The organism is Sphingorhabdus sp., from assembly GCF_044239665.1.
Lineage (GTDB): Bacteria > Pseudomonadota > Alphaproteobacteria > Sphingomonadales > Sphingomonadaceae > Sphingorhabdus_B.
In genome coordinates, this window is the sequence record NZ_JBIIBA010000036.1 from 1 (window position 1) to 17788 (window position 17788).

The 17788-nt window shown below is 55.0% G+C and carries 16 protein-coding genes and 1 tRNA gene; 7 read left to right on the plus strand and 10 right to left on the minus strand.

Going from position 1 to position 17788, the window contains the following annotated elements; all coding sequences use genetic code 11:
- Positions 1 to 319 precede the first annotated feature (319 nt).
- The gene (locus ACILP3_RS09685) at positions 320 to 631 is read left to right on the plus strand and encodes a hypothetical protein (RefSeq protein ID WP_395616432.1); all 312 of its coding nucleotides are present in this window, start codon (positions 320 to 322) and stop codon (positions 629 to 631) included.
- An 81-nt stretch (positions 632 to 712) separates the two neighbouring features.
- On the opposite strand, the gene ACILP3_RS09690 is transcribed toward ACILP3_RS09685, so the two are convergent.
- From ACILP3_RS09690 to ACILP3_RS09725, 8 genes are all read right to left on the minus strand, one after another.
- Complete coding sequence (locus tag ACILP3_RS09690) at positions 713 to 1144, minus strand: hypothetical protein (RefSeq protein WP_395616433.1); 432 nt, start codon at positions 1142 to 1144, stop codon at positions 713 to 715.
- A 219-nt stretch (positions 1145 to 1363) separates the two neighbouring features.
- Positions 1364 to 1440: transfer RNA gene (locus tag ACILP3_RS09695), tRNA-Arg, on the minus strand.
- A 44-nt stretch (positions 1441 to 1484) separates the two neighbouring features.
- Positions 1485 to 2018, minus strand: a complete 534-nt coding sequence (locus tag ACILP3_RS09700) for a DUF1254 domain-containing protein (RefSeq protein WP_395616434.1) — start codon at positions 2016 to 2018, stop codon at positions 1485 to 1487.
- Positions 2015 to 2590: a DUF1214 domain-containing protein gene (locus tag ACILP3_RS09705; protein ID WP_395616435.1), complete on the minus strand. Its 576-nt coding sequence runs from the start codon at positions 2588 to 2590 to the stop codon at positions 2015 to 2017. The genes ACILP3_RS09700 and ACILP3_RS09705 overlap by 4 nt, the downstream gene beginning before the upstream one ends.
- Before the next feature lie 37 nt (positions 2591 to 2627).
- Positions 2628 to 5288 (minus strand): pyruvate, phosphate dikinase, encoded by a 2661-nt coding sequence (gene ppdK / locus ACILP3_RS09710; RefSeq protein ID WP_395616436.1) that lies wholly within the window; start codon positions 5286 to 5288, stop codon positions 2628 to 2630.
- An 83-nt stretch (positions 5289 to 5371) separates the two neighbouring features.
- Positions 5372 to 5899, minus strand: a complete 528-nt coding sequence (locus ACILP3_RS09715; RefSeq protein WP_395616437.1) for a cytochrome b/b6 domain-containing protein — start codon at positions 5897 to 5899, stop codon at positions 5372 to 5374.
- A gap of 109 nt (positions 5900 to 6008) precedes the next feature.
- A complete protein-coding gene (gene glyS, locus ACILP3_RS09720) occupies positions 6009 to 8243 on the minus strand; it encodes a glycine--tRNA ligase subunit beta (protein ID WP_395616438.1) in 2235 nt (744 codons plus the stop codon).
- 166 nt (positions 8244 to 8409) lie between these two features.
- Positions 8410 to 9327: a glycine--tRNA ligase subunit alpha gene (locus ACILP3_RS09725; RefSeq protein WP_395616439.1), complete on the minus strand. Its 918-nt coding sequence runs from the start codon at positions 9325 to 9327 to the stop codon at positions 8410 to 8412.
- A gap of 155 nt (positions 9328 to 9482) precedes the next feature.
- Between ACILP3_RS09725 and ACILP3_RS09730 the strand changes: the two genes are divergently transcribed.
- From ACILP3_RS09730 to ACILP3_RS09745, 4 genes are all read left to right on the plus strand, one after another.
- Positions 9483 to 9695: a helix-turn-helix transcriptional regulator gene (locus tag ACILP3_RS09730; RefSeq protein WP_395616440.1), complete on the plus strand. Its 213-nt coding sequence runs from the start codon at positions 9483 to 9485 to the stop codon at positions 9693 to 9695.
- 109 nt (positions 9696 to 9804) lie between these two features.
- Positions 9805 to 10338 carry a hypothetical protein gene (locus tag ACILP3_RS09735; protein ID WP_395616441.1) on the plus strand — a complete coding sequence of 178 codons (534 nt, stop codon included), beginning with the start codon at positions 9805 to 9807 and terminating at the stop codon, positions 10336 to 10338.
- Between the two features lie 56 nt (positions 10339 to 10394).
- Positions 10395 to 11345, plus strand: a complete 951-nt coding sequence (locus ACILP3_RS09740; protein ID WP_395616442.1) for a TraB/GumN family protein — start codon at positions 10395 to 10397, stop codon at positions 11343 to 11345.
- Positions 11346 to 11351: 6 nt separating this feature from the next.
- The gene (locus ACILP3_RS09745; protein ID WP_395616443.1) at positions 11352 to 12146 is read left to right on the plus strand and encodes a lysostaphin resistance A-like protein; all 795 of its coding nucleotides are present in this window, start codon (positions 11352 to 11354) and stop codon (positions 12144 to 12146) included.
- Here ACILP3_RS09745 and ACILP3_RS09750 read toward each other — a convergent pair.
- Entirely contained in the window at positions 12143 to 13189 is a 1047-nt protein-coding gene (locus ACILP3_RS09750; protein ID WP_395616447.1) for an LD-carboxypeptidase, read from the minus strand. The genes ACILP3_RS09745 and ACILP3_RS09750 overlap by 4 nt on opposite strands.
- A gap of 23 nt (positions 13190 to 13212) precedes the next feature.
- Positions 13213 to 16221 carry a TonB-dependent receptor domain-containing protein gene (locus ACILP3_RS09755; RefSeq protein WP_395616444.1) on the minus strand — a complete coding sequence of 1003 codons (3009 nt, stop codon included), beginning with the start codon at positions 16219 to 16221 and terminating at the stop codon, positions 13213 to 13215.
- 211 nt (positions 16222 to 16432) lie between these two features.
- Between ACILP3_RS09755 and ACILP3_RS09760 the strand changes: the two genes are divergently transcribed.
- Both ACILP3_RS09760 and ACILP3_RS09765 read left to right on the plus strand, forming a co-directional pair.
- Positions 16433 to 16870, plus strand: coding sequence for an RrF2 family transcriptional regulator (locus ACILP3_RS09760; protein WP_395616445.1), 438 nt, complete (start codon positions 16433 to 16435; stop codon positions 16868 to 16870).
- 143 nt (positions 16871 to 17013) lie between these two features.
- On the plus strand, positions 17014 to 17788 hold a 775-nt coding region (locus ACILP3_RS09765), incomplete at its 3' end, for a sulfite exporter TauE/SafE family protein (RefSeq protein WP_395616446.1).

The following is a 17788-nucleotide window of genomic DNA, read 5'->3' on the forward strand; positions in this document are numbered from 1 at the left end:
TATCGTCGACCTCTGCTGCGAGGCGTGGAACAAACTCATAGATCAGCCTTGGCGCATTATGACCATCGGCCATCGTAAATGGGCCAGTGAGTTGTGATCAATGCAGGTTGGTATAATGCCTCAAAAAAATAGTCTGCGAATTAACCCAGCCACAACTTTGTACTCCAGCGGAACATCACCAGCGCTGCTTTCAATCATTGGAGCGAATTGTAAAATATTGTTATCACTAGTTTTATAAACTAATTTTCATCAATATTGAAAACTAATGCATTTTTTACAACTCAATGATAATCTATTATTCAGTGAGGGCGAGGCATTTATGATTGATGAAATAAAGAAGATTTTTAATTTTCAAAAATCAACAAATATAAAATTCTTACATAATGAAATACGGATTATAAAAGAAATTTTGGAAAATGGACCAATCGCTTCATTAGATTTGATGAAAAAAACAGGAAGATCTATTTCAGGTCATAATCAAGATTTAAAAAGACTATTAGATATTGGGGCGCTAGAAATAAGAATGTCAAAAAATGACAAAAGGAAAAGAATATACGATCTATCAGAAAATTTAAGAGCGTCATTTATTAGTGAAACAAATGATAAAGACCAACCCACCGATAGCCAATGAGCGTCAACCATCAAACTGTGCAGATGCAACCACCAAGATACGCTCAGCATCCGATAACAAAACTATTAGGGTCAGGACTTTTTAAATCACATACCCAATGGCATTCGCGCCATAAATGGCTTCAAATGTTGCCTCATTGCCGAAGTTATCATTGGTGAGGTTGGTCAGCGTGATGGAAGCATTGCCTGCGGAAATAGTTGTAAGACCATCGGTGTTGGAGACCTGCTCAAAATTAACCCCAAGATCGGGTGTGCGCCCTACAAACTCAATAACATCACCGGTCTCAAATCCAACAATGGTTGCTGTAATGCCCTGGCTGGTATCAATGATGAAGGTATCGATTACGCCTTTGCGTGCATTATAGGTACTGCCATTTGTCACGGTAACAATACCAAACACAGCATTGTCAGAATAGTTACCAGGGCTGGTAATCGCCGCGAGCGGGTCAAAGGTTGCGCTGCCGACGACTTGTGTTCCGCCTGCCCTGATGCAAAAAGAACCGGTCTTTCTCATAAAGGTCGGACCAAAAAAGGGGCTAGGCTCAATTAAGGGCCGGACTCTAATTATAAATGGAGGGAATTTAAGGGGTCACGTCAAAAGACCCGTATTTGTGCTGGCTTAGCCACCCATCGTGAATAAGCGAGGCCCCACACAGGGTAGAAGTCGAGCCTAGAGAAGGCTGTCAGGGCCGCACTGAAGGGAAAAATCCCTGTTCGTGATTTGGTAGGAAAGTGGTGCACCCGGAGCGATTCGAACGCCCGGCCCTCAGATTCGTAGTCTGATGCTCTATCCAGCTGAGCTACGGGTGCACTGGAGCGCCGCTATTAGGGACGGCAGCAAAGTTGTGCAAGGCCTAATTTGACGTTGCAAGCTGCTTGCAGGTCGATTTTCGGCGGATTGCGTCCACGGCTGTAAATTCGGATGGATTAGCAAGCAATATACGCACCAATGCAAGGCCCCGATCATACCCCAAAAGGACAGGTTCATATCCCGCGGGCGCCATTTGCCCCTGCTTAATCAATGCAAGGCGGGCGGGCGCACCTTTGGTGTCGCGATCGCTCCGCACGGCGGCGACATCCGTTCGCGCATCGAAAATGCTGAGAGACCAATAGCGCCCGGGAACAGGGGGGACATCCACCAGCACCGGCCCCTTGGAAAGGTCAAACACACAGGTCGAATAGGATAAATCAGGGCTTGGCCGGACGATCGGTTGATTGTCGGCAGTCGCCATTTTTGAAAAGACAAAACGGTTTGACGCTTCGTCACCACCGATTTTTTTAAGCGCCGCATACATCAACGCATAAGGCGTTGCTAATAAGGTCGCTTGATATGCGCCCAAAGCGACAAGACCGCCCGCAAATATGGGAAACAACCATCGCCGCATCATGCACATCCTTTACGTTCAATAACGGGGAGTTTCGCTTTTTCAGGATTATCAATCACCTCAGGAGAAGGGTGATATAGCCGCAGTGTGAGGTCAAAAGCCTTAGCTGATCCCGTTGGTAACCAATTGCCATCCTGCGCATCTGGCGACACTGTGAACGACCAGCGCCCTTGCGCGTCTGGGGTTACGGCGCTTGCTGCAACAGACCAGCGCTTGGCGGCGTTTTTCACGAGCCAACCTTCGCCTTCATATAAGGTCACGCTCCACCAGCGGCCATCCAGCGTGCCGCCGCGCACATCATAGCTGCAACGGCCGTCGAGCTTGCGGCCATCGCTGTCATGGGTTGCGGTGAAATACATCGCCTCTTTGGCAGGCAAGGCCATCAGACCTGACAAAGCAACCTTGGCGCGGGTGAGTGTGCTGGCATCCAATGTGCCGAAGCTTTTTCCTGTCTCCCACAGCCCATTGGAGACAAGGCCATCGTTTAAGCCACCGCGCACTTGGTGGACCGCAAAGGCGGTGCCACCGACGAGCCCGAGCGCAATCCCAATGGCGTATCTTTGCCAAGCCTTCATAATCCCTCTCCTCAAGATCGAATGCTAGCCGGTTACCTTACCCGCTGGCAAGCGCCGCTTGCGCCGCCGCCAGCCGAGCTATGGGCACGCGATAAGGTGAGGCGCTGACATAATCGAGGCCGACTTTTTCACAAAAAGTGATCGATGCCGGATCGCCGCCATGTTCGCCACAAATGCCGAGTTTGATTTCCGGACGCGTATCGCGGCCTTTAATGGCTGCAATCTCGATCAATTGGCCAACGCCTTCGACATCTAGGCTGACAAAGGGATCGCGGGCGTAAATGCCCTTGTCGACATAATGCGTCAGGAAGCGCGCGGCGTCATCGCGGCTGACGCCCAAGGTGGTTTGCGTCAGGTCATTGGTGCCAAAGCTGAAGAAGCTTCCGACTTCGGCAATTTCATCGGCCATCAACGCCGCGCGGGGCAGCTCGATCATCGTACCGACAAGATATTCAATCCGCTTACCCTGTTCGGCAAAGACCGCTTCTGCGGCCTTGTCGACCACGTCCTTCATCAATTCCAATTCGCGGCGCGTGCCGACAAGTGGGATCATGATTTCGGGCACAGGTGCAACGGCAAGGCTGCACGCGGCCTCAAAAATGGCCCGCGCCTGCATCTCGTAAATTTCGGGATAAGTGACACCCAAACGGCATCCACGGTGGCCAAGCATCGGGTTGAATTCATGCAGTTCGGACGCGCGTTGTTTCAACACCTCAACACCGACGCCCGCTGCTGCTGCAACCTCGGCAAATTCGCTTTCCTGATGCGGCAGGAATTCATGCAAGGGTGGGTCAAGCAAGCGGATGGTAACGGGAAGCCCTGCCATGACTTCGAAAATCGCGGCAAAATCCTTGCGCTGTTCGGGCAGCAATTTGTCGAGCGCGACGCGGCGGCCCTTTTCATCATCGGCCAAGATCATCTGGCGCACCGCAGTGATGCGCGCGGCGTCAAAGAACATATGCTCGGTCCGGCACAAGCCAATGCCCTCCGCACCGAAATCACGCGCGGTTTGCGCGTCGGACGGGGTTTCGGCATTGGCGCGGACCTTCATCCGGCGACCCGCGTCGGCCCAGACCATCAACGTCCCGAAATCGCCCACCAATTCGGGCTGGATCGTCGGCACTTCGCCCGCCATCACTTCGCCGGTTGAACCATCCAATGTGATGATGTCGCCCTCTTTCAAGGTCCGTCCTGATATGCGCAGCGTTTTGCCCGCTGCGTCAATCTGAAGGCTGCCTGCGCCCGATACGCAAGGCCGCCCCATGCCGCGTGCGACAACGGCAGCATGGCTGGTCATTCCGCCGCGTGCGGTCAAAATGCCCTTGGCGGCGTGCATGCCGTGAATATCCTCAGGGCTGGTCTCGATACGGACCAATATAACCGCCTTGCCCAATTCGCTAAACCGTTCGGCAGTATCGGCATCAAAGACAATTTCGCCCGATGCAGCGCCCGGTGACGCCGGCAGGCCAGAGGTCAGCACGTCGCGTGACGCTTGCGGATCCAGCGTTGGGTGCAACAACTGGTCCAGCGCCATCGGATCAATGCGCAACACCGCCTCATCGGTGGTGATCATGCCTGCTTGCGCCATATCGACGGCAATTTTCAAGGCGGCCTTGGCGGTGCGCTTGCCCGAACGGGTTTGCAGCATCCACAATTTCTCGCGCTCAACGGTGAATTCAATATCCTGCATATCGCGATAATGTGTTTCAAGAATCTCGAACACGCGCGCCAGCTCGGCATATACCGTCGGCATGGCCTCTTCCATCGATAGCGGCTTTGCGCCTGCGCGCTCGCGTGCTGCCTTGGTCAGATATTGCGGGGTGCGTATCCCTGCGACAACATCCTCACCCTGCGCATTGATCAGATATTCGCCGTAAAAGGCGTTCTCGCCCGTCGCCGGGTCACGGGTAAAGGCCACGCCCGTCGCCGACGTTTCGCCCATATTGCCAAAGACCATCGCCTGCACATTGACCGCAGTGCCCCAGTCGCCCGGGATATTGTTCAGGCGGCGATAGACCTTTGCCCGATCTGATTCCCATGATCCAAACACCGCGCCAACCGCGCCCCATAATTGGTCATGCACATCTTGCGGAAATGGCTTGCCCCATTCGGCAGCGACGAGGCGCTTATATTCGGCCACCAACGCCTTTAAATCATCAGCGGACAATTCGGTATCGAGATAGAAACCGCGATCTTCCTTGGCGATCTCCAACGCTTCTTCAAACGCGCCATGGTCCAATTCCAACACCACATCGGCATACATTTGAATGAAGCGGCGATAGCTGTCCCACGCAAAGCGCGCATCACCCGACGAAGCGGCAAGCCCTTCGACCGTCTGGTCATTTAGCCCGAGGTTCAACACCGTATCCATCATGCCGGGCATCGACACCCGCGCGCCCGAACGCACCGACACCAATAACGGATTGGTCGGATCGCCAAAGGATTTGCCCGTTACCTGCTCAATATGGGCAAGGCCATGGGTGACTTCGGCCCGAACGCTGTCGGGGAAGCTTTGGCCATTGGAATAATAAGCCGCGCACATTTCGGTCGTGATCGTGAAGCCCGGGGGGACAGGCAGGCCAATCGACGCCATGCCATCTAGGTTCGCGCCCTTGCCGCCCAAAATGTTTTTATTGCCACGAACGGATTCGTCGCCGTCCGAAACACCGCCACCGAACCGATATACATATTGGGTCATCCCGCAGCCATTCCTTTTACTTGGCTTTATTGCTTGCTCGCCGTTGTGCAGTGCAGCGCATTGGAGTCAAGTCCGCAGGGCGGTTATTTTCTGGATTTATTGGCGAATAACATAAAGCGCGCCAAGGGCAGCCGGAAAGTTAGCAGATACAAGACATGGAGCGCGACCAGTGCAATCGCCAGATTTGCCAGATATTCATGCGCTTCTTCGGTCATTTCGCCGGATTCATCTTCGCGTCCTTCGCGTGCATTTTCGCCCGAGAGGGAAAAGGAGCTAATCGCGCTTGGCTGCAACGCACGCCCCTTGTCCATCATGATACCCGTACCCGTTGCGCCGATCACGGAAATAGCGATTCCCGCCAGCAGGACTTGGCTAATGGCCGGATGGGTCATGATCCCTTTTAGGTGCAAATCCTTGAACGAGGGGTGGAAACGCGCAAGCCCCAATTGCGGCGCGCCGCTCAAGGCCCAAATCAGCCGGGATAATATCAGGACCGCCACGCCATAGCCCAGCCAAGCATGGACAAGGCCCATTTCGCCCGAAAAATAGGCCCCCAATACGCTCAGCGCGAGAAAGGCGTGAAAAATACGGATGCGGTGGATGACGGCCATTGGGGATGTTCCTTTGAACAGGAAACAACCCAAACGCCCATTCGGCCCCTATGGCATTGATTTAAATCAAGCGCCGCCTTGCTGAACTTGTTCAGCGTGCCGTTCGACCTTATCCCTCAATCTTCGAAAAATCGGCCACTTGTGTGACTGCATCGCGGAACCGCGCGAGTAACCCCAAACGAAACGCCCGCTTGGCTGGATCCGGATCATTGACCATGACGCCTTCAAAAAAGGCATCAATAGGTGCACGTAAACTGGCCAATGCCGCCATTGCGCCTTCGAAATCTTCGACCTCAAGCGCCTTTTGCGCCTGTGGCTCGGCAACATCGAGCGCGGTCAGGAGGGCAAGATCCTCACGACCCAAATCCGCGTCGCTCCAGCGCAGGCTGGAGCCTATCTCGTCTGTCGTTCCAGACTGAGACACGTGATGGGCCCCAGCCTGCGCTGGGGCGACGGTCGTTTTTTCGCCACCGTCAGCCTGCTTCAATATATTCGCCGCACGCTTATATGCCGCCAACAGGTTCGCACCTTCGGCGGTCGTGATATAGGCCTGCAAAGCCTTCACCCGCGCCAGCAGCCGGACAAGATCATCCTCACCGCCAAGGCTAAAAACCGCATCAATCAGGTCATGCCGCACGCCTGCTTCGCGTTGTTGGACTTTGAGGCGGTCGATTAGGAACGCTTCAAGATCTACATAGCTCGTCGCAGCGCCAGTCTCGATCAGCAGTTTTCTGAATGAACCGCGCAAGCCATTATCGGTTATGAGCGAAAGCAGGCCAATTCCGGCGCGACGCAAGGCAAAAGGATCCTTCGAACCCGTGGGCGGCATAGCTGCCGCGAAGAACTGCGCCAGCGTATCCAACTTATCCGCTAAACTCACCGCCACCGTTACCGGCGCAGTGGGCACATCATCGCCCTGCCCGACGGGTTTATAATGGTCGCGAATGGCGTCGGCGACGGCGTCGCTTTCGCCTTGCGCCCGGGCGTAATAGCCGCCCATGAGGCCTTGCAATTCGGGGAATTCTCCGACCATGCCGGTGACGAGATCCGCCTTGCACAAACGCGCCGCGCGTTCGGCTTGGTCGGCTAAATCCTCCTCGGTACGGGGAGGGGGACCGTCCGAAGGACGGTGGAGGGGGCTTTCAGCATCAAAGGACACGGGAGGCAAAGAGCCCCCTCCGTCACTCGCTCCGCGAGCGCCACCTCCCCGTTCCGGGGAGGATTTGACGATCCCCTCTTCCACCAACCAACGGGCGAGCTTCGCCACACGTTCCACCTTATCGGCAACGCTGCCCAATTTTTCATGAAACGTTATCTGCGCCAATTTCTGCGCTTGGTCATCTAGCGCGACCTTTAAATCCTGTTCCCAGAAGAATTTCGCATCGGACAGACGCGCGGCCAATACCTTTTCATTACCCGCAACAATCGCCGTCCCATTGTCATGCGCGTCGATATTTGCGGTGCAGACAAATGCATTGGCCAGTCTGCCCGCTGCATCATGGCACACAAAATATTTCTGGTTCACGCGCGCGGTCAATTGAATGACCTCTTGCGGCACTTCCAGAAAGGCGGCGTCGAAGCGGCCAAGCATCGGCACGGGCCATTCGGTCAGGCCCGCATTTTCGATGACTAAGCCTTCATCTTCCACCAAATTCAGGCCAGCGCCCTCTGCCGCCGCCGTCGCGCCGTCGCGGATGATGCGGCAGCGTTCGGAGAAATGAACAAGAACATGGGCCGCGCGCAGCTTCTCAATATAATCGCCTGCATTGCCGATGGTAACAACGCCGCTGTGATGGAAGCGATGGCCCATCGTCTCCGCGCCGCTCACAATGCCATCAATGTCGCAATGCACAACTGCGTCGCCAAGCAACGCGACGATGCCCTGCAATGGGCGCACCCAGCGCAAGCTTTCGGTCGAGACCGATGCCGCGCCCCAGCGTTGTGATTTCGGCCATGGGAAGGCGCGGATGATCGCGGGGATCGCCTCTGCCAAAACATCCGCCGTCTGACGCCCTGCCTTTTCCACTACCGCATAATAGACGCCATCGCGTTCGACCAACTGGTCTTGCGAAAGGCCCGTTTTGCGCAAGAAACCTTCCATCGCCTGTGGCGGCGCGCCGACCTTTGGCCCTTTGGTTTCTTCGGACACAGCCTCTGTTGCCAGCGGCAAGCCGGTTGCGATTAACGCAAGGCGGCGCGGCGTAGCGAAGGTTTCCACCGACGCCGCCACAAGCCCAGCCTTGGCCAATGCATCGTTAAACAGGCGGGCCAAATCTTCCTTGGCCTTTAATTGCATCCGCGCAGGAATTTCTTCGGAGCGCAGTTCAAGCAGGAAGTCGGTCATGCTAATTCCCCGTCGGCCAAAGCCATTGTCATTCCCGCGCATGCGGGAATCCATGGTCGACCATATTCGCCCAAGCCACCCTCGTTCTGTAAACTTAAAGTGCAGGCCATGGGTCCCCGCATTCGCGGGGATGACACATTATGTGTGGATGGGGCGATTGTCTGAATCACGCCGCCCGCCAATTTGGATGTCGACTGTTCCAGTCGGCGGCATTTTTATCCATCCATGCTTGGCAACTGCCTTTGGCAAGGTCGCGGACGCGGCCCATGTAACTGGCGCGTTCCTGCACAGAAATGACGCCGCGCGCCTGAAGCACGTTGAAGATATGGCTCGCCTTAATCGCTTGTTCATAAGCGGGAATGGGCAAGCCATGTTGCAGGCAACTTTCGCATTCTGCCGTCGCTTTTTTGAACGCATCAAACAACATGTCGGTGTCGGCGACTTCGAAATGATAGGTGCTCATTTGCCGTTCGTTTTCGCGGAAAATGTCCCCATAAGTCACCGCCGGACGATCCGCCGTGGCGTTGTTATACACAAGGTCGAAAATGCTGTCCTTGTTCTGGATATACATCGCCAGACGTTCCAGACCATAAGTCAGCTCACCCGAAACCGGTTTGCAGTCAAAGCCGCCCATTTGCTGAAAATAGGTGAACTGAGTCACCTCCATACCATCGCACCATATTTCCCAGCCAAGGCCCCATGCGCCCAGAGTCGGGCTTTCCCAGTCATCTTCGACAAAGCGGATGTCGTGGAGCAACGGGTCAATGCCAATGGCCTTTAACGAGCCAAGATATAGCTCCTGCAAATTGGGCGGGCTTGGTTTCAAGATGACCTGATATTGATAATAAGCGCCCAGCCGATTGGGATTTTCGCCATAACGGCCATCGGTTGGCCGGCGCGATGGCTGCACAAAGGCGGCGTTCCATGGGTCAGGCCCCAGCGCGCGCAGAGTCGTCGCGGTGTGAAACGTGCCAGCGCCCATTTCCATGTCATAAGGCTGCAATATCGCGCAACCCTGCTTACCCCAATAATCATGGAGCGTGAGGATTAAATCCTGAAAACTTAATGGAGCAACGTCGGACATGCCCAGCCATTGGCGGAGAAGCGGCGCTAAATCAAGGTTCTGAATAAACGCACGGGTTTTTGTCAGCGGTGCATAGCATTATGTAAGGTGTTATTGACATTATGCGCGAATCAAATTAGTCAGGTTTCCATGACACAAAGACACTGGAACCTGACATGAAAAATCAGCTCAAAGTGCTGCGCGCGATGCGCAACTGGAGTCAGGCCGATTTGGGCGAGCATCTCGATGTATCGCGTCAGGCGGTGAATGCGATTGAAACCGGCAAATATGACCCGTCGCTGCCGCTGGCGTTCAAGATTTCACGGCTGTTTGACTTACCAATCGAACAGATTTTTGATGATGAATTTGACGGAGGGAAGCATGTTTGATGTAGATGAAAATGCGGACCGAAATGGCCTACGCATATTGTGGATGTCGTTGTGCGGCCTTGGCATCATTATGATCTTGGGCGCTATCACGGGTTTCCTGTCTGCACATATGTCCGAAGGCGGCGGTCCGCTAAATATTGCTAGCTATGCTGTTTTAGCGGCGCTCATGAGTGTCGCCCTTTTGTTGGCTTTCGTCATCTGGAAATTGTTTCGCCAAATGAAGCGGAGCGACCAAAAAGTGCCGCGCCGTGAAAAAGTCTACAATCGTTTCATGGTTGGCAGCTTTATATTTGGCGGCGTCACCGGCCTCCTCCTCGCGCTGACAGGCAGTTTTGACGCAAACGAAACCGGTCTGATTTCCAATGATACCATGTCTCCCACGCTCGCGATCATCCTTTCCATCGCCATCGGCGTAATCGCGCCAGCCAGCACCTTCTATATGCACAAGCATGCCGTCGATGAGCAAGAGGAAGCCGCCTATCGATTTGCCGCCCTCATCGCGATCTACGCATTTTGGTTCATCGCGCCGGTTTGGTGGCTTCTGTGGCGCGGGGGCATGTTGCCGGAAGTAAATGGCATAACACTCTATTTTATGACATTTTTTGCTGCGACGGCAGTCTGGTTCTGGAAGAAATACCTATAATGAACGGTCCAAGTTCATCGAAATAGTTTGCTATCTTGCGTTACAGGAGAATGAGAATGCGCATTACTTTGAAGTCCTTATTGGCCGCCACTGCGACATGCGCATTGGCATGGGCAGCGCCCGTTGCAGCGCAGACAACGCCTACCGAGGCCCCGGCATCGACCACCGCGCTTGACCCGGTCAAGGCGGCGCCTGCGCTCAAGGATGTTGATCCTGCTTTGTGGGTGATTAAGGACGAAGACACGACCATTTACCTGTTCGGGAGCATCCATGTCTTAAAGCCAGGTCTTGGTTGGTTTGATGATGGCGTAAAGACGGCTTTTGATAGTTCAGACCAATTGGTATTGGAACTGGTCGAGCCACCCGCCGCCGAAGTTCAAGCCTTGTTTGGCAAGCTGGCGATGGATCAGCAGGGCAAGACCTTGCGCTCCAAAATGAAGGATGCGGACCGTGCGGTGTATGACGCGGCGATGGGAACGCTTGGCCTTCCAGCGCCTGCTTTCGACCCGTTCGAGCCATGGGCGGCGGGGATGACCATGTCGCTATTGGCAATCCAGAAATCCGGCTATGAACCCAATAGCGGTGTTGAAAAACAACTGACGGCAGCGGCGAAGGTCAGCAATAAGCCCATCGCTGGACTTGAAACTGCGGAATTTCAGCTTGGAGTGTTCGATACCCTGCCCGAGGCCGAGCAAATCGCGTTTTTGGTCGAAACGGCAAAAACGATTAATGAAACCACCAGCATGATGGAAAAAATGGTCGACATGTGGGGATCGGCGGACACCGAAAGCCTTGCGCAGCTTATGAATGAAGGGATGACCAGCCGGACATTATACGACGCCCTGCTGACCAAGCGGAACGCCAATTGGGCGAAATGGATTTCGGCGCAAATGAAAAAGCCGGGCGTGACATTCATGGCCGTTGGCGCAGGCCATCTGGCCGGCCCGACTAGTGTTCAGGCCTTGCTTCCATCCTATGGCCTGACTGCAACACGGGTGGCCTATTAATCTGTAATGTGTAAAACAGCGGAAGGTCGGGCCAAGAACGCCCGGCCTTCACTTTTGCGCAGGATAGATCGGGAAGACATGCAACTTGGCGAACCTGCCCCTACAATGATAGCCGCACGATCCTATTATCCCGGCCTGCTACCCAGCATAAGTTTCATCATATCCTATTTCGCCCTGCAAGGCGTGTGCACAGGCCTCATCATCGCTGCAACGCAAGGCGACCTTGCCACGCCAGCGCCCATGTCGATCATCGCTGGATTAGCGGCATCTGCGATCGCCCAACTGATGCTGATGTGGCTGTATCTACGCAAAAATGGCCGGATGGAGGCATTGGGCCTTTATGATTTCGGCAGTATCCCGCTGCACAAGGCAACGGGGCTGGCTATATCATTGGTTGCCGCCGCCATGGCGTTCAATTTTGTGTATGCACATTATGTCATTCCGGACATCGGCATGCAAGACGACATGGCGAAAATCCTGGCAGGCATAGACCGGACGCCGCTGAACATGGCGACCATGTTCTTCGCCATTGCGATTGCCGCGCCCATTGTGGAGGAATTGCTGTTTCGCGGGTTGTTACAAAATGCGCTGGCGAAATATGTGCCCGTTTGGGGCGCGATCCTTTTGTCGTCCTTGCTGTTCGCCTTGGTGCATTTGCAACTATATGCGATCCCCGCTCTGATGACGCTGAGCATTGCCTTTGGCTATCTCTATCACCGCACGGGATCGCTGCGCACCAACATCATCCTGCACATGGCCAACAACGTCTTTGCATTGTTGATGACGCAGTTCGTAAATTAAACGACAACAGGCTCCAGCAAGCGGAGCGTTCCGGCGTCGGCATCGATTTCGGCCATGCCGCCCACGGGCAACGTGAATTGGTCAGTGATATGCCCGAAAAAGGCACCTTGATAGGCAGGGATGCCTAAGCTGCCCAGATGCTGCGTCAGCACGTCATTCAGGGTAAATGCGCCGTAGCTATTCCCCTTATTCACGCAATCTGTGCACTGCCCGAACACGACGCCTTTCAGGTTCTTTAGCACACCCGCCTGCCCCAGTTGCGTGAGCATACGGTCAATGCGATATTCCGCCTCATCCACATCTTCGAGAAACAAGATCGCGCCGTCGAAATTGGGTAGATAGGGTGTGCCGACAAGCGCGGTCAGCACCGTCAGGTTTCCGCCCAGCAGCTTGCCCTGCGCCTTACCCTTGCCTGTGCCCAACACCCGCGTGCGCCAGCGGCGCTGCGCCATCCGGTCCTCTTCGCCAACAGGGTTCGTAAACAAGGGCGTCCCTGCCTCAAACGCAATCTCGCGATAAATGTCCCAAGACGCCTTGCCCCATGCGCTGCCCGCGTTCGGGCCATGCAAGGTCACAAATCCGCCCTTGGCCGCAATCGCCATATGCAAGGCCGTGATGTCGCTGAAGCCGGTCAATAATTTGGGATTGGCGCGAATGATGTTCCAGTCGAGGAACGGCAACAGCCGCGCGCTGCCCCACCCGCCGCGCACGGCAAAAATGGCCTTCACATCTGTGTCCGCGAACATCGCGTTGATGTCCGATGCACGGTCCTTGTCTTGGCCAGCCAGATAGCCAAAGCGGTCCAGCAAATGGGCGGCGCGCTTGGGCTTTAATCCCATGGCGACAATCGCTTCTTCCACCAACTGAATCTGAAATGGGTCATCGCTGGCTGATGCTGGCTCAATCAAACCAACGGTATCACCGATGCGCAGCCGTGCAGGCTTCCGCGCGCCCTTAGCCGCAGGCACGCCTGCAGCCAAAAGCGGCGGGGCCGACAGCATAACTGCCAGCCCCGCCATAATCTGACGCCGAGTTGCATGCATATCCATACCCGGCACGCCTTTGCTTAGAACTTCGCTTCGACCGCCAAGGTGAATGACCGTCCGCGTGGGTCAGCCACGCGTGGCTCCCAGCTTGAGCCCGCACCTGTGTTGCTGTCATAGGTAATCGCAAATGGCGGATCGGTGTCGAACACGTTCCGGATACCTGCGGTCAAACGCAGTTTATCGTTCATGTCCATAGCCGCCGACAGATTGTAGGTGACATAAGCCTTTACCCGCGCATTATAATCAGGTCGGCTTGACGACGCCGGAAGCGCATTATTCTTATATCCGTTGCGATAGATTTGCGAGAAGCTGAACAGCATATCATCGACAGCATAGTTGATGAATGCGCTATGTTTCCATTTCAGGCCAAGATCGCCAGCATAAGTGAACACGCCGATCAGGCTGGAACCAAATGGCGCAGTCGGCAGGAACTTTTCCTTCTTTTTCAGAAGATAGGTTCCATCAAGACCAGCGGTCAAAACGCCGCCAAATGCATCGACACCACCGCGCAGCGCAACTTCAAGTCCTTGCGTACGCCGCGAACCGATATTGTCCGCCCGCAAATCCAACTGCGTAATGACGTTGCTTGTGCGTATCACCCGATCCGAAAAGGAGGATTGGTTCGCCAATAATTGGGCGATGGTCAGCGCACCGATGGTATTATCAACGGCGATAGACCAAAAATCGACAGACGCACTAAACTGTCGCGCTGGCGTGAATACGATACCGGCCGAATATTGCTCGGATGTTTCAGGCCCAAGATTGAGATTGCCGCCGCTCAGTGACGTTGGCGTGATCGCACCGCAACCTGCTGTAACGTTCACAACACCACCCGCCGGACATGTGCTTGGGTCTGTCAGGTTATTTCCAGGATTGGGCGATTCGGTGACGCCGTTAAAGATTTGGTTGAAGCTGGGAACGCGGAACCCTGTGTTATAGGACGCCCGAAGCATGACCCAGTTCGTTGGCGAAAACCGTGCTGTAAATTTGGGATTAACCGTTGAACCGAAGCCCGTATAATCGTCGAGGCGAACCGCACCCGTCAGTTCAAGGCTTTCCAACACGGGCACCGACATTTCGGCATAGACCGCCTTCACATTTCGGTTTTTCGGCGTCAGCGCATTAACATTGTCGAATGCCACGTTAAAAATTTCAGCCTGCCCGGTTACGGCTGCGGCGGAACCGTTGAAGCTGTAAGTTTCACGGCGATAATCCGCACCCAGCGCGACTTGCACTGCACCAGCTGGCAAATCAAACAAGGAACCGGAGACCGAAGCATCAAATTGCTTCACCTCATATTGACCGCCATATAAGGTCGTACCTTCGGCCGAAATAGCGTCAAGCCCAGCTAGTGCCGCAGCCGATTGGTCCACCGAAAATGGGTTCAGGATACCGCTGTTCAACAAGCCGACAATGCCCGGGCGCGTTGCACCAGGCGCGGTGGGCGCGCGTGGATCAATGCCGCCGTTCGTGGCCCCTGCCACGCCCGACGCCGCGGCGTTGGCTGCGTTACGGAAAATCCCGGCATAATGATAACCCTTGCCAAGCAAAGACGATGCTTCGCTCTTTGCATAGGATGCGCCTGCGCGGTAATCCCATGTTCCGCCCAGCGGACCTTCGGCGGTTAACGCGCCACGAATTGTTTTGGTGTTTGTAACATATTCGCGATTGCCGCCGGGGATATTGCGCCAGCGATAAGCGATGGGCTTGCCGTAATTGCCAACCGCATCGACAGTCCGGTCACCCACGGCGCCGACAGCAGGAAATGTGCCTGCAATCGTGTCATATACGCTGTTATAGGTTGCCGCAGTGGTCGCGTTCAGCGGGTAATAAAGCGGCATGGTTGTGGCGTTGATCGAATATTGGTTGTTGGAAAACCGCTTCTTCGAATCTGCATCGGAGCCGGTTATTTCTGCCGCCAAGCGATGGTCGCCCAATGCCAATGTCGCCTTACCATAATAAGTCAGCGTTTGCAGCGGCTGTTGCAACACAGCAGCGCGGCCTGTGTCCCATGAACACGCAAAGCGTGCGCCCGGAACGGACCAAAGCACTTCATCATAGGCCATGCCGCCATTGACGGAATCACAACCTGCGCCACCTGGCAAATCAAGCGGGTTGATACCGCCATCTGCGCGCGTCGTTGTTCCGGGGATCAGCAATCCGGGCAGGAAGAAATTTGCCGCGCTGTTCGTGGTCCCGCCAAGCAACGACCCGGTGGGTGCAAATATGCTATTGGGGTTAGCCGGAAACGCCGTTGCGATTGGCGTACCACGGGTATCCACCGAAAGACCACGATTAGGTTGGTTGCCGTTCACAAAATCACGATCTTTGCCAAGCAGGCCGGAATTCCAGCTTTTGCTAACCGCACCCATGATGTTGAAACCTTGGGTGTCGAGGTCACCATAGCCAGCGGTCCCAGACAGGCGATAAATCGCGCTGTCATTACGTTGGGTAATGTCGGTGAAGCCGTTGAGCACCACACCTTGAAAATTCGATTTCGTGATAAAGTTGATAACGCCACCAATTGCGTCGGTGCCGTAAATGGCGGACGCGCCATCCTTCAACACTTCAACACGCTCAAGCGCCGCAAAGGGAACTTGGTTCACATCGATAGCACCACCGGTCAGGCCATGTGCCGCCACACGGCGACCATTGAGCAATACAAGCGTCGCAGCGGCGCCTTGGCCGCGCAGGTTGGCGGCCGAAAGGCCATTGGTGCCGCGTTGCGCGCCGCTGGTGACATCGCCATTGGAGGCGAGGTTATCCGCGCCAGTACCATTGGTCGACAAGAATGAAATCAGCTGTTCCGGGCTGTTAATGCCCTCACGCGATAGATCCGAAGGCGTAATGACCTGCAATGGCGCAGCGCTTTTCGTCGGGTCCTGCTTGATGCGCGACCCGGTTACGATGATGGCTGTACCTTCATCGCCATTCGTTTCCGCCGATACGGGCGGGGATGATTCTTGCGCAAACGCAGGCGCGCTCAGGCAGGTTGCCAACAACAAAATTGCGGTATTTGAATATTTCATAAATTCCCCTGTTATTCTAGCTCACCCCTGAGCCTCATTTTGCCTGCTCATCTTTGAGCATGTATTTTGACGGCACGCTATTCCGCCCTATCGCGCAATGCAACAGACTTTGCATGCTTTTCACCCCTAAACTAGGTATGAATTTACGAAATTTTACACGTTGTCAACTTGCCGGGTTGAAAAATGACGCTCCGTGGCGCAAGGAAAGCTTATGCTGTCTCAAAAAACCCGCTACGCCCTTCGCGCTATGCAGCATCTTGCCGATCATTATGGCAAAGGCCCGGTTCAACTCGCCGATATTGCCGAGGCGCAGAAAATTCCGCCTAAATTTCTTACTGTTATCTTGTCTGAACTCTCCCGTTCCGGCTTGGTGGCGTCGCAGCGCGGCAAAGACGGTGGCTATTGGCTGGGCGTCTCGCCCATTGACATCAGCTATGGCGACCTCATCCGTATCATGCGTGGTTCACTGGCCTTAGTTCCCTGCGCCAGCCGCTATGCGCACGAAACGTGCAAAAATTGCGTCGAGGAAGCAAATTGCCGCACCCGCGCGCTGATGCTTCAAGTGCGCGACAAAACCGCCAATCTGCTCGACGGCATCAATCTAACCGATGTTGTGGACGCCGACATTTACCTGCAGGCGGCGGAATAGGCTTTTGAGCAGCGCCAGCTTGGGCTGTCGCTAAACCGCTCCTTTGGGCCAGCCAATAAAATACCAAGGTGCATGGCGATGGCTAATCATCTAAGGTCGCTTTATGCCTGAGCATTTGTGGACACTGTCAGTGCGAGATTTGGATGATTGAATTTATTGCCAATATCGATTGGGCGGCGGTTGTGCCTTTCATCGCCGTTGGCTTTGCCGCGCAGTTGGTCGATGGCGCGCTGGGCATGGCCTTTGGCGTGATTTGTAGCACTTTGCTCGTCAGTGTCATGGGCGTCGCCCCTGCCCGCGCATCGGCTGGCGTCCATTTCGTTGAGATGTTTACGACCGGCGCATCGGGCATCAGCCATGTCCTGCACAAGAATGTGGACTGGAAACTGTTTGCGCGCATTGCGATTCCCGGCGTCATCGGCGGCTGCACGGGCGCCTATTTGTTGGCCAGCGTCCATACCGAAGCGGCGCGGCCGTTTGTGATGGGATATTTGACGCTCATTGGCTTTTACCTTCTGTATAAAGCGTGGGGCTTCACGCATGCGCACAAGCCGCGCGATCCTAAGGTCACCATGCCACTTGGCCTGATCGGCGGCTTTCTCGACGCCTCTGGCGGCGGTGGCTGGGGACCAGTGGTGACGTCAAACCTGCTGATCCAAGGCGCAGACCCGCGCAAAACCATCGGCACAGTCAATACGGCGGAATTCTTTTTGACCGTAGCCGTGTCGCTCACTTTCATTCTGACCATCGGAATGGAAGCCTTCACCGTGGTAACGGGCGGCCTGTTGATAGGCGGATTGCTCGCCGCGCCCTTTGGGGCAATAGTCGCTAAGCGTATTCAGCCGCGCATATTGCTATTCGCGGTCAGCATCGTGCTTATCGCAACGAGCCTATTCAGCCTCTACAAAGCGCTGGCGT

Bases quoted from the DNA above. Each gene is read 5' to 3' on its own strand.
- ACILP3_RS09685 (WP_395616432.1), top strand. From the start codon at position 320: ATGATTGATGAAATAAAGAAGATTTTTAATTTTCAAAAATCAACAAAT.
- ACILP3_RS09690 (WP_395616433.1), bottom strand. From the start codon at position 1,144: ATGAGAAAGACCGGTTCTTTTTGCATCAGGGCAGGCGGAACACAAGTC.
- ACILP3_RS09700 (WP_395616434.1), bottom strand. From the start codon at position 2,018: ATGATGCGGCGATGGTTGTTTCCCATATTTGCGGGCGGTCTTGTCGCT.
- ACILP3_RS09705 (WP_395616435.1), bottom strand. From the start codon at position 2,590: ATGAAGGCTTGGCAAAGATACGCCATTGGGATTGCGCTCGGGCTCGTC.
- ppdK (WP_395616436.1), bottom strand. From the start codon at position 5,288: ATGACCCAATATGTATATCGGTTCGGTGGCGGTGTTTCGGACGGCGAC.
- ACILP3_RS09715 (WP_395616437.1), bottom strand. From the start codon at position 5,899: ATGGCCGTCATCCACCGCATCCGTATTTTTCACGCCTTTCTCGCGCTG.
- glyS (WP_395616438.1), bottom strand. From the start codon at position 8,243: ATGACCGACTTCCTGCTTGAACTGCGCTCCGAAGAAATTCCTGCGCGG.
- ACILP3_RS09725 (WP_395616439.1), bottom strand. From the start codon at position 9,327: ATGTCCGACGTTGCTCCATTAAGTTTTCAGGATTTAATCCTCACGCTC.
- ACILP3_RS09730 (WP_395616440.1), top strand. From the start codon at position 9,483: ATGAAAAATCAGCTCAAAGTGCTGCGCGCGATGCGCAACTGGAGTCAG.
- ACILP3_RS09735 (WP_395616441.1), top strand. From the start codon at position 9,805: ATGTCCGAAGGCGGCGGTCCGCTAAATATTGCTAGCTATGCTGTTTTA.
- ACILP3_RS09740 (WP_395616442.1), top strand. From the start codon at position 10,395: ATGCGCATTACTTTGAAGTCCTTATTGGCCGCCACTGCGACATGCGCA.
- ACILP3_RS09745 (WP_395616443.1), top strand. From the start codon at position 11,352: ATGTGTAAAACAGCGGAAGGTCGGGCCAAGAACGCCCGGCCTTCACTT.
- ACILP3_RS09750 (WP_395616447.1), bottom strand. From the start codon at position 13,189: ATGCATGCAACTCGGCGTCAGATTATGGCGGGGCTGGCAGTTATGCTG.
- ACILP3_RS09755 (WP_395616444.1), bottom strand. From the start codon at position 16,221: ATGAAATATTCAAATACCGCAATTTTGTTGTTGGCAACCTGCCTGAGC.
- ACILP3_RS09760 (WP_395616445.1), top strand. From the start codon at position 16,433: ATGCTGTCTCAAAAAACCCGCTACGCCCTTCGCGCTATGCAGCATCTT.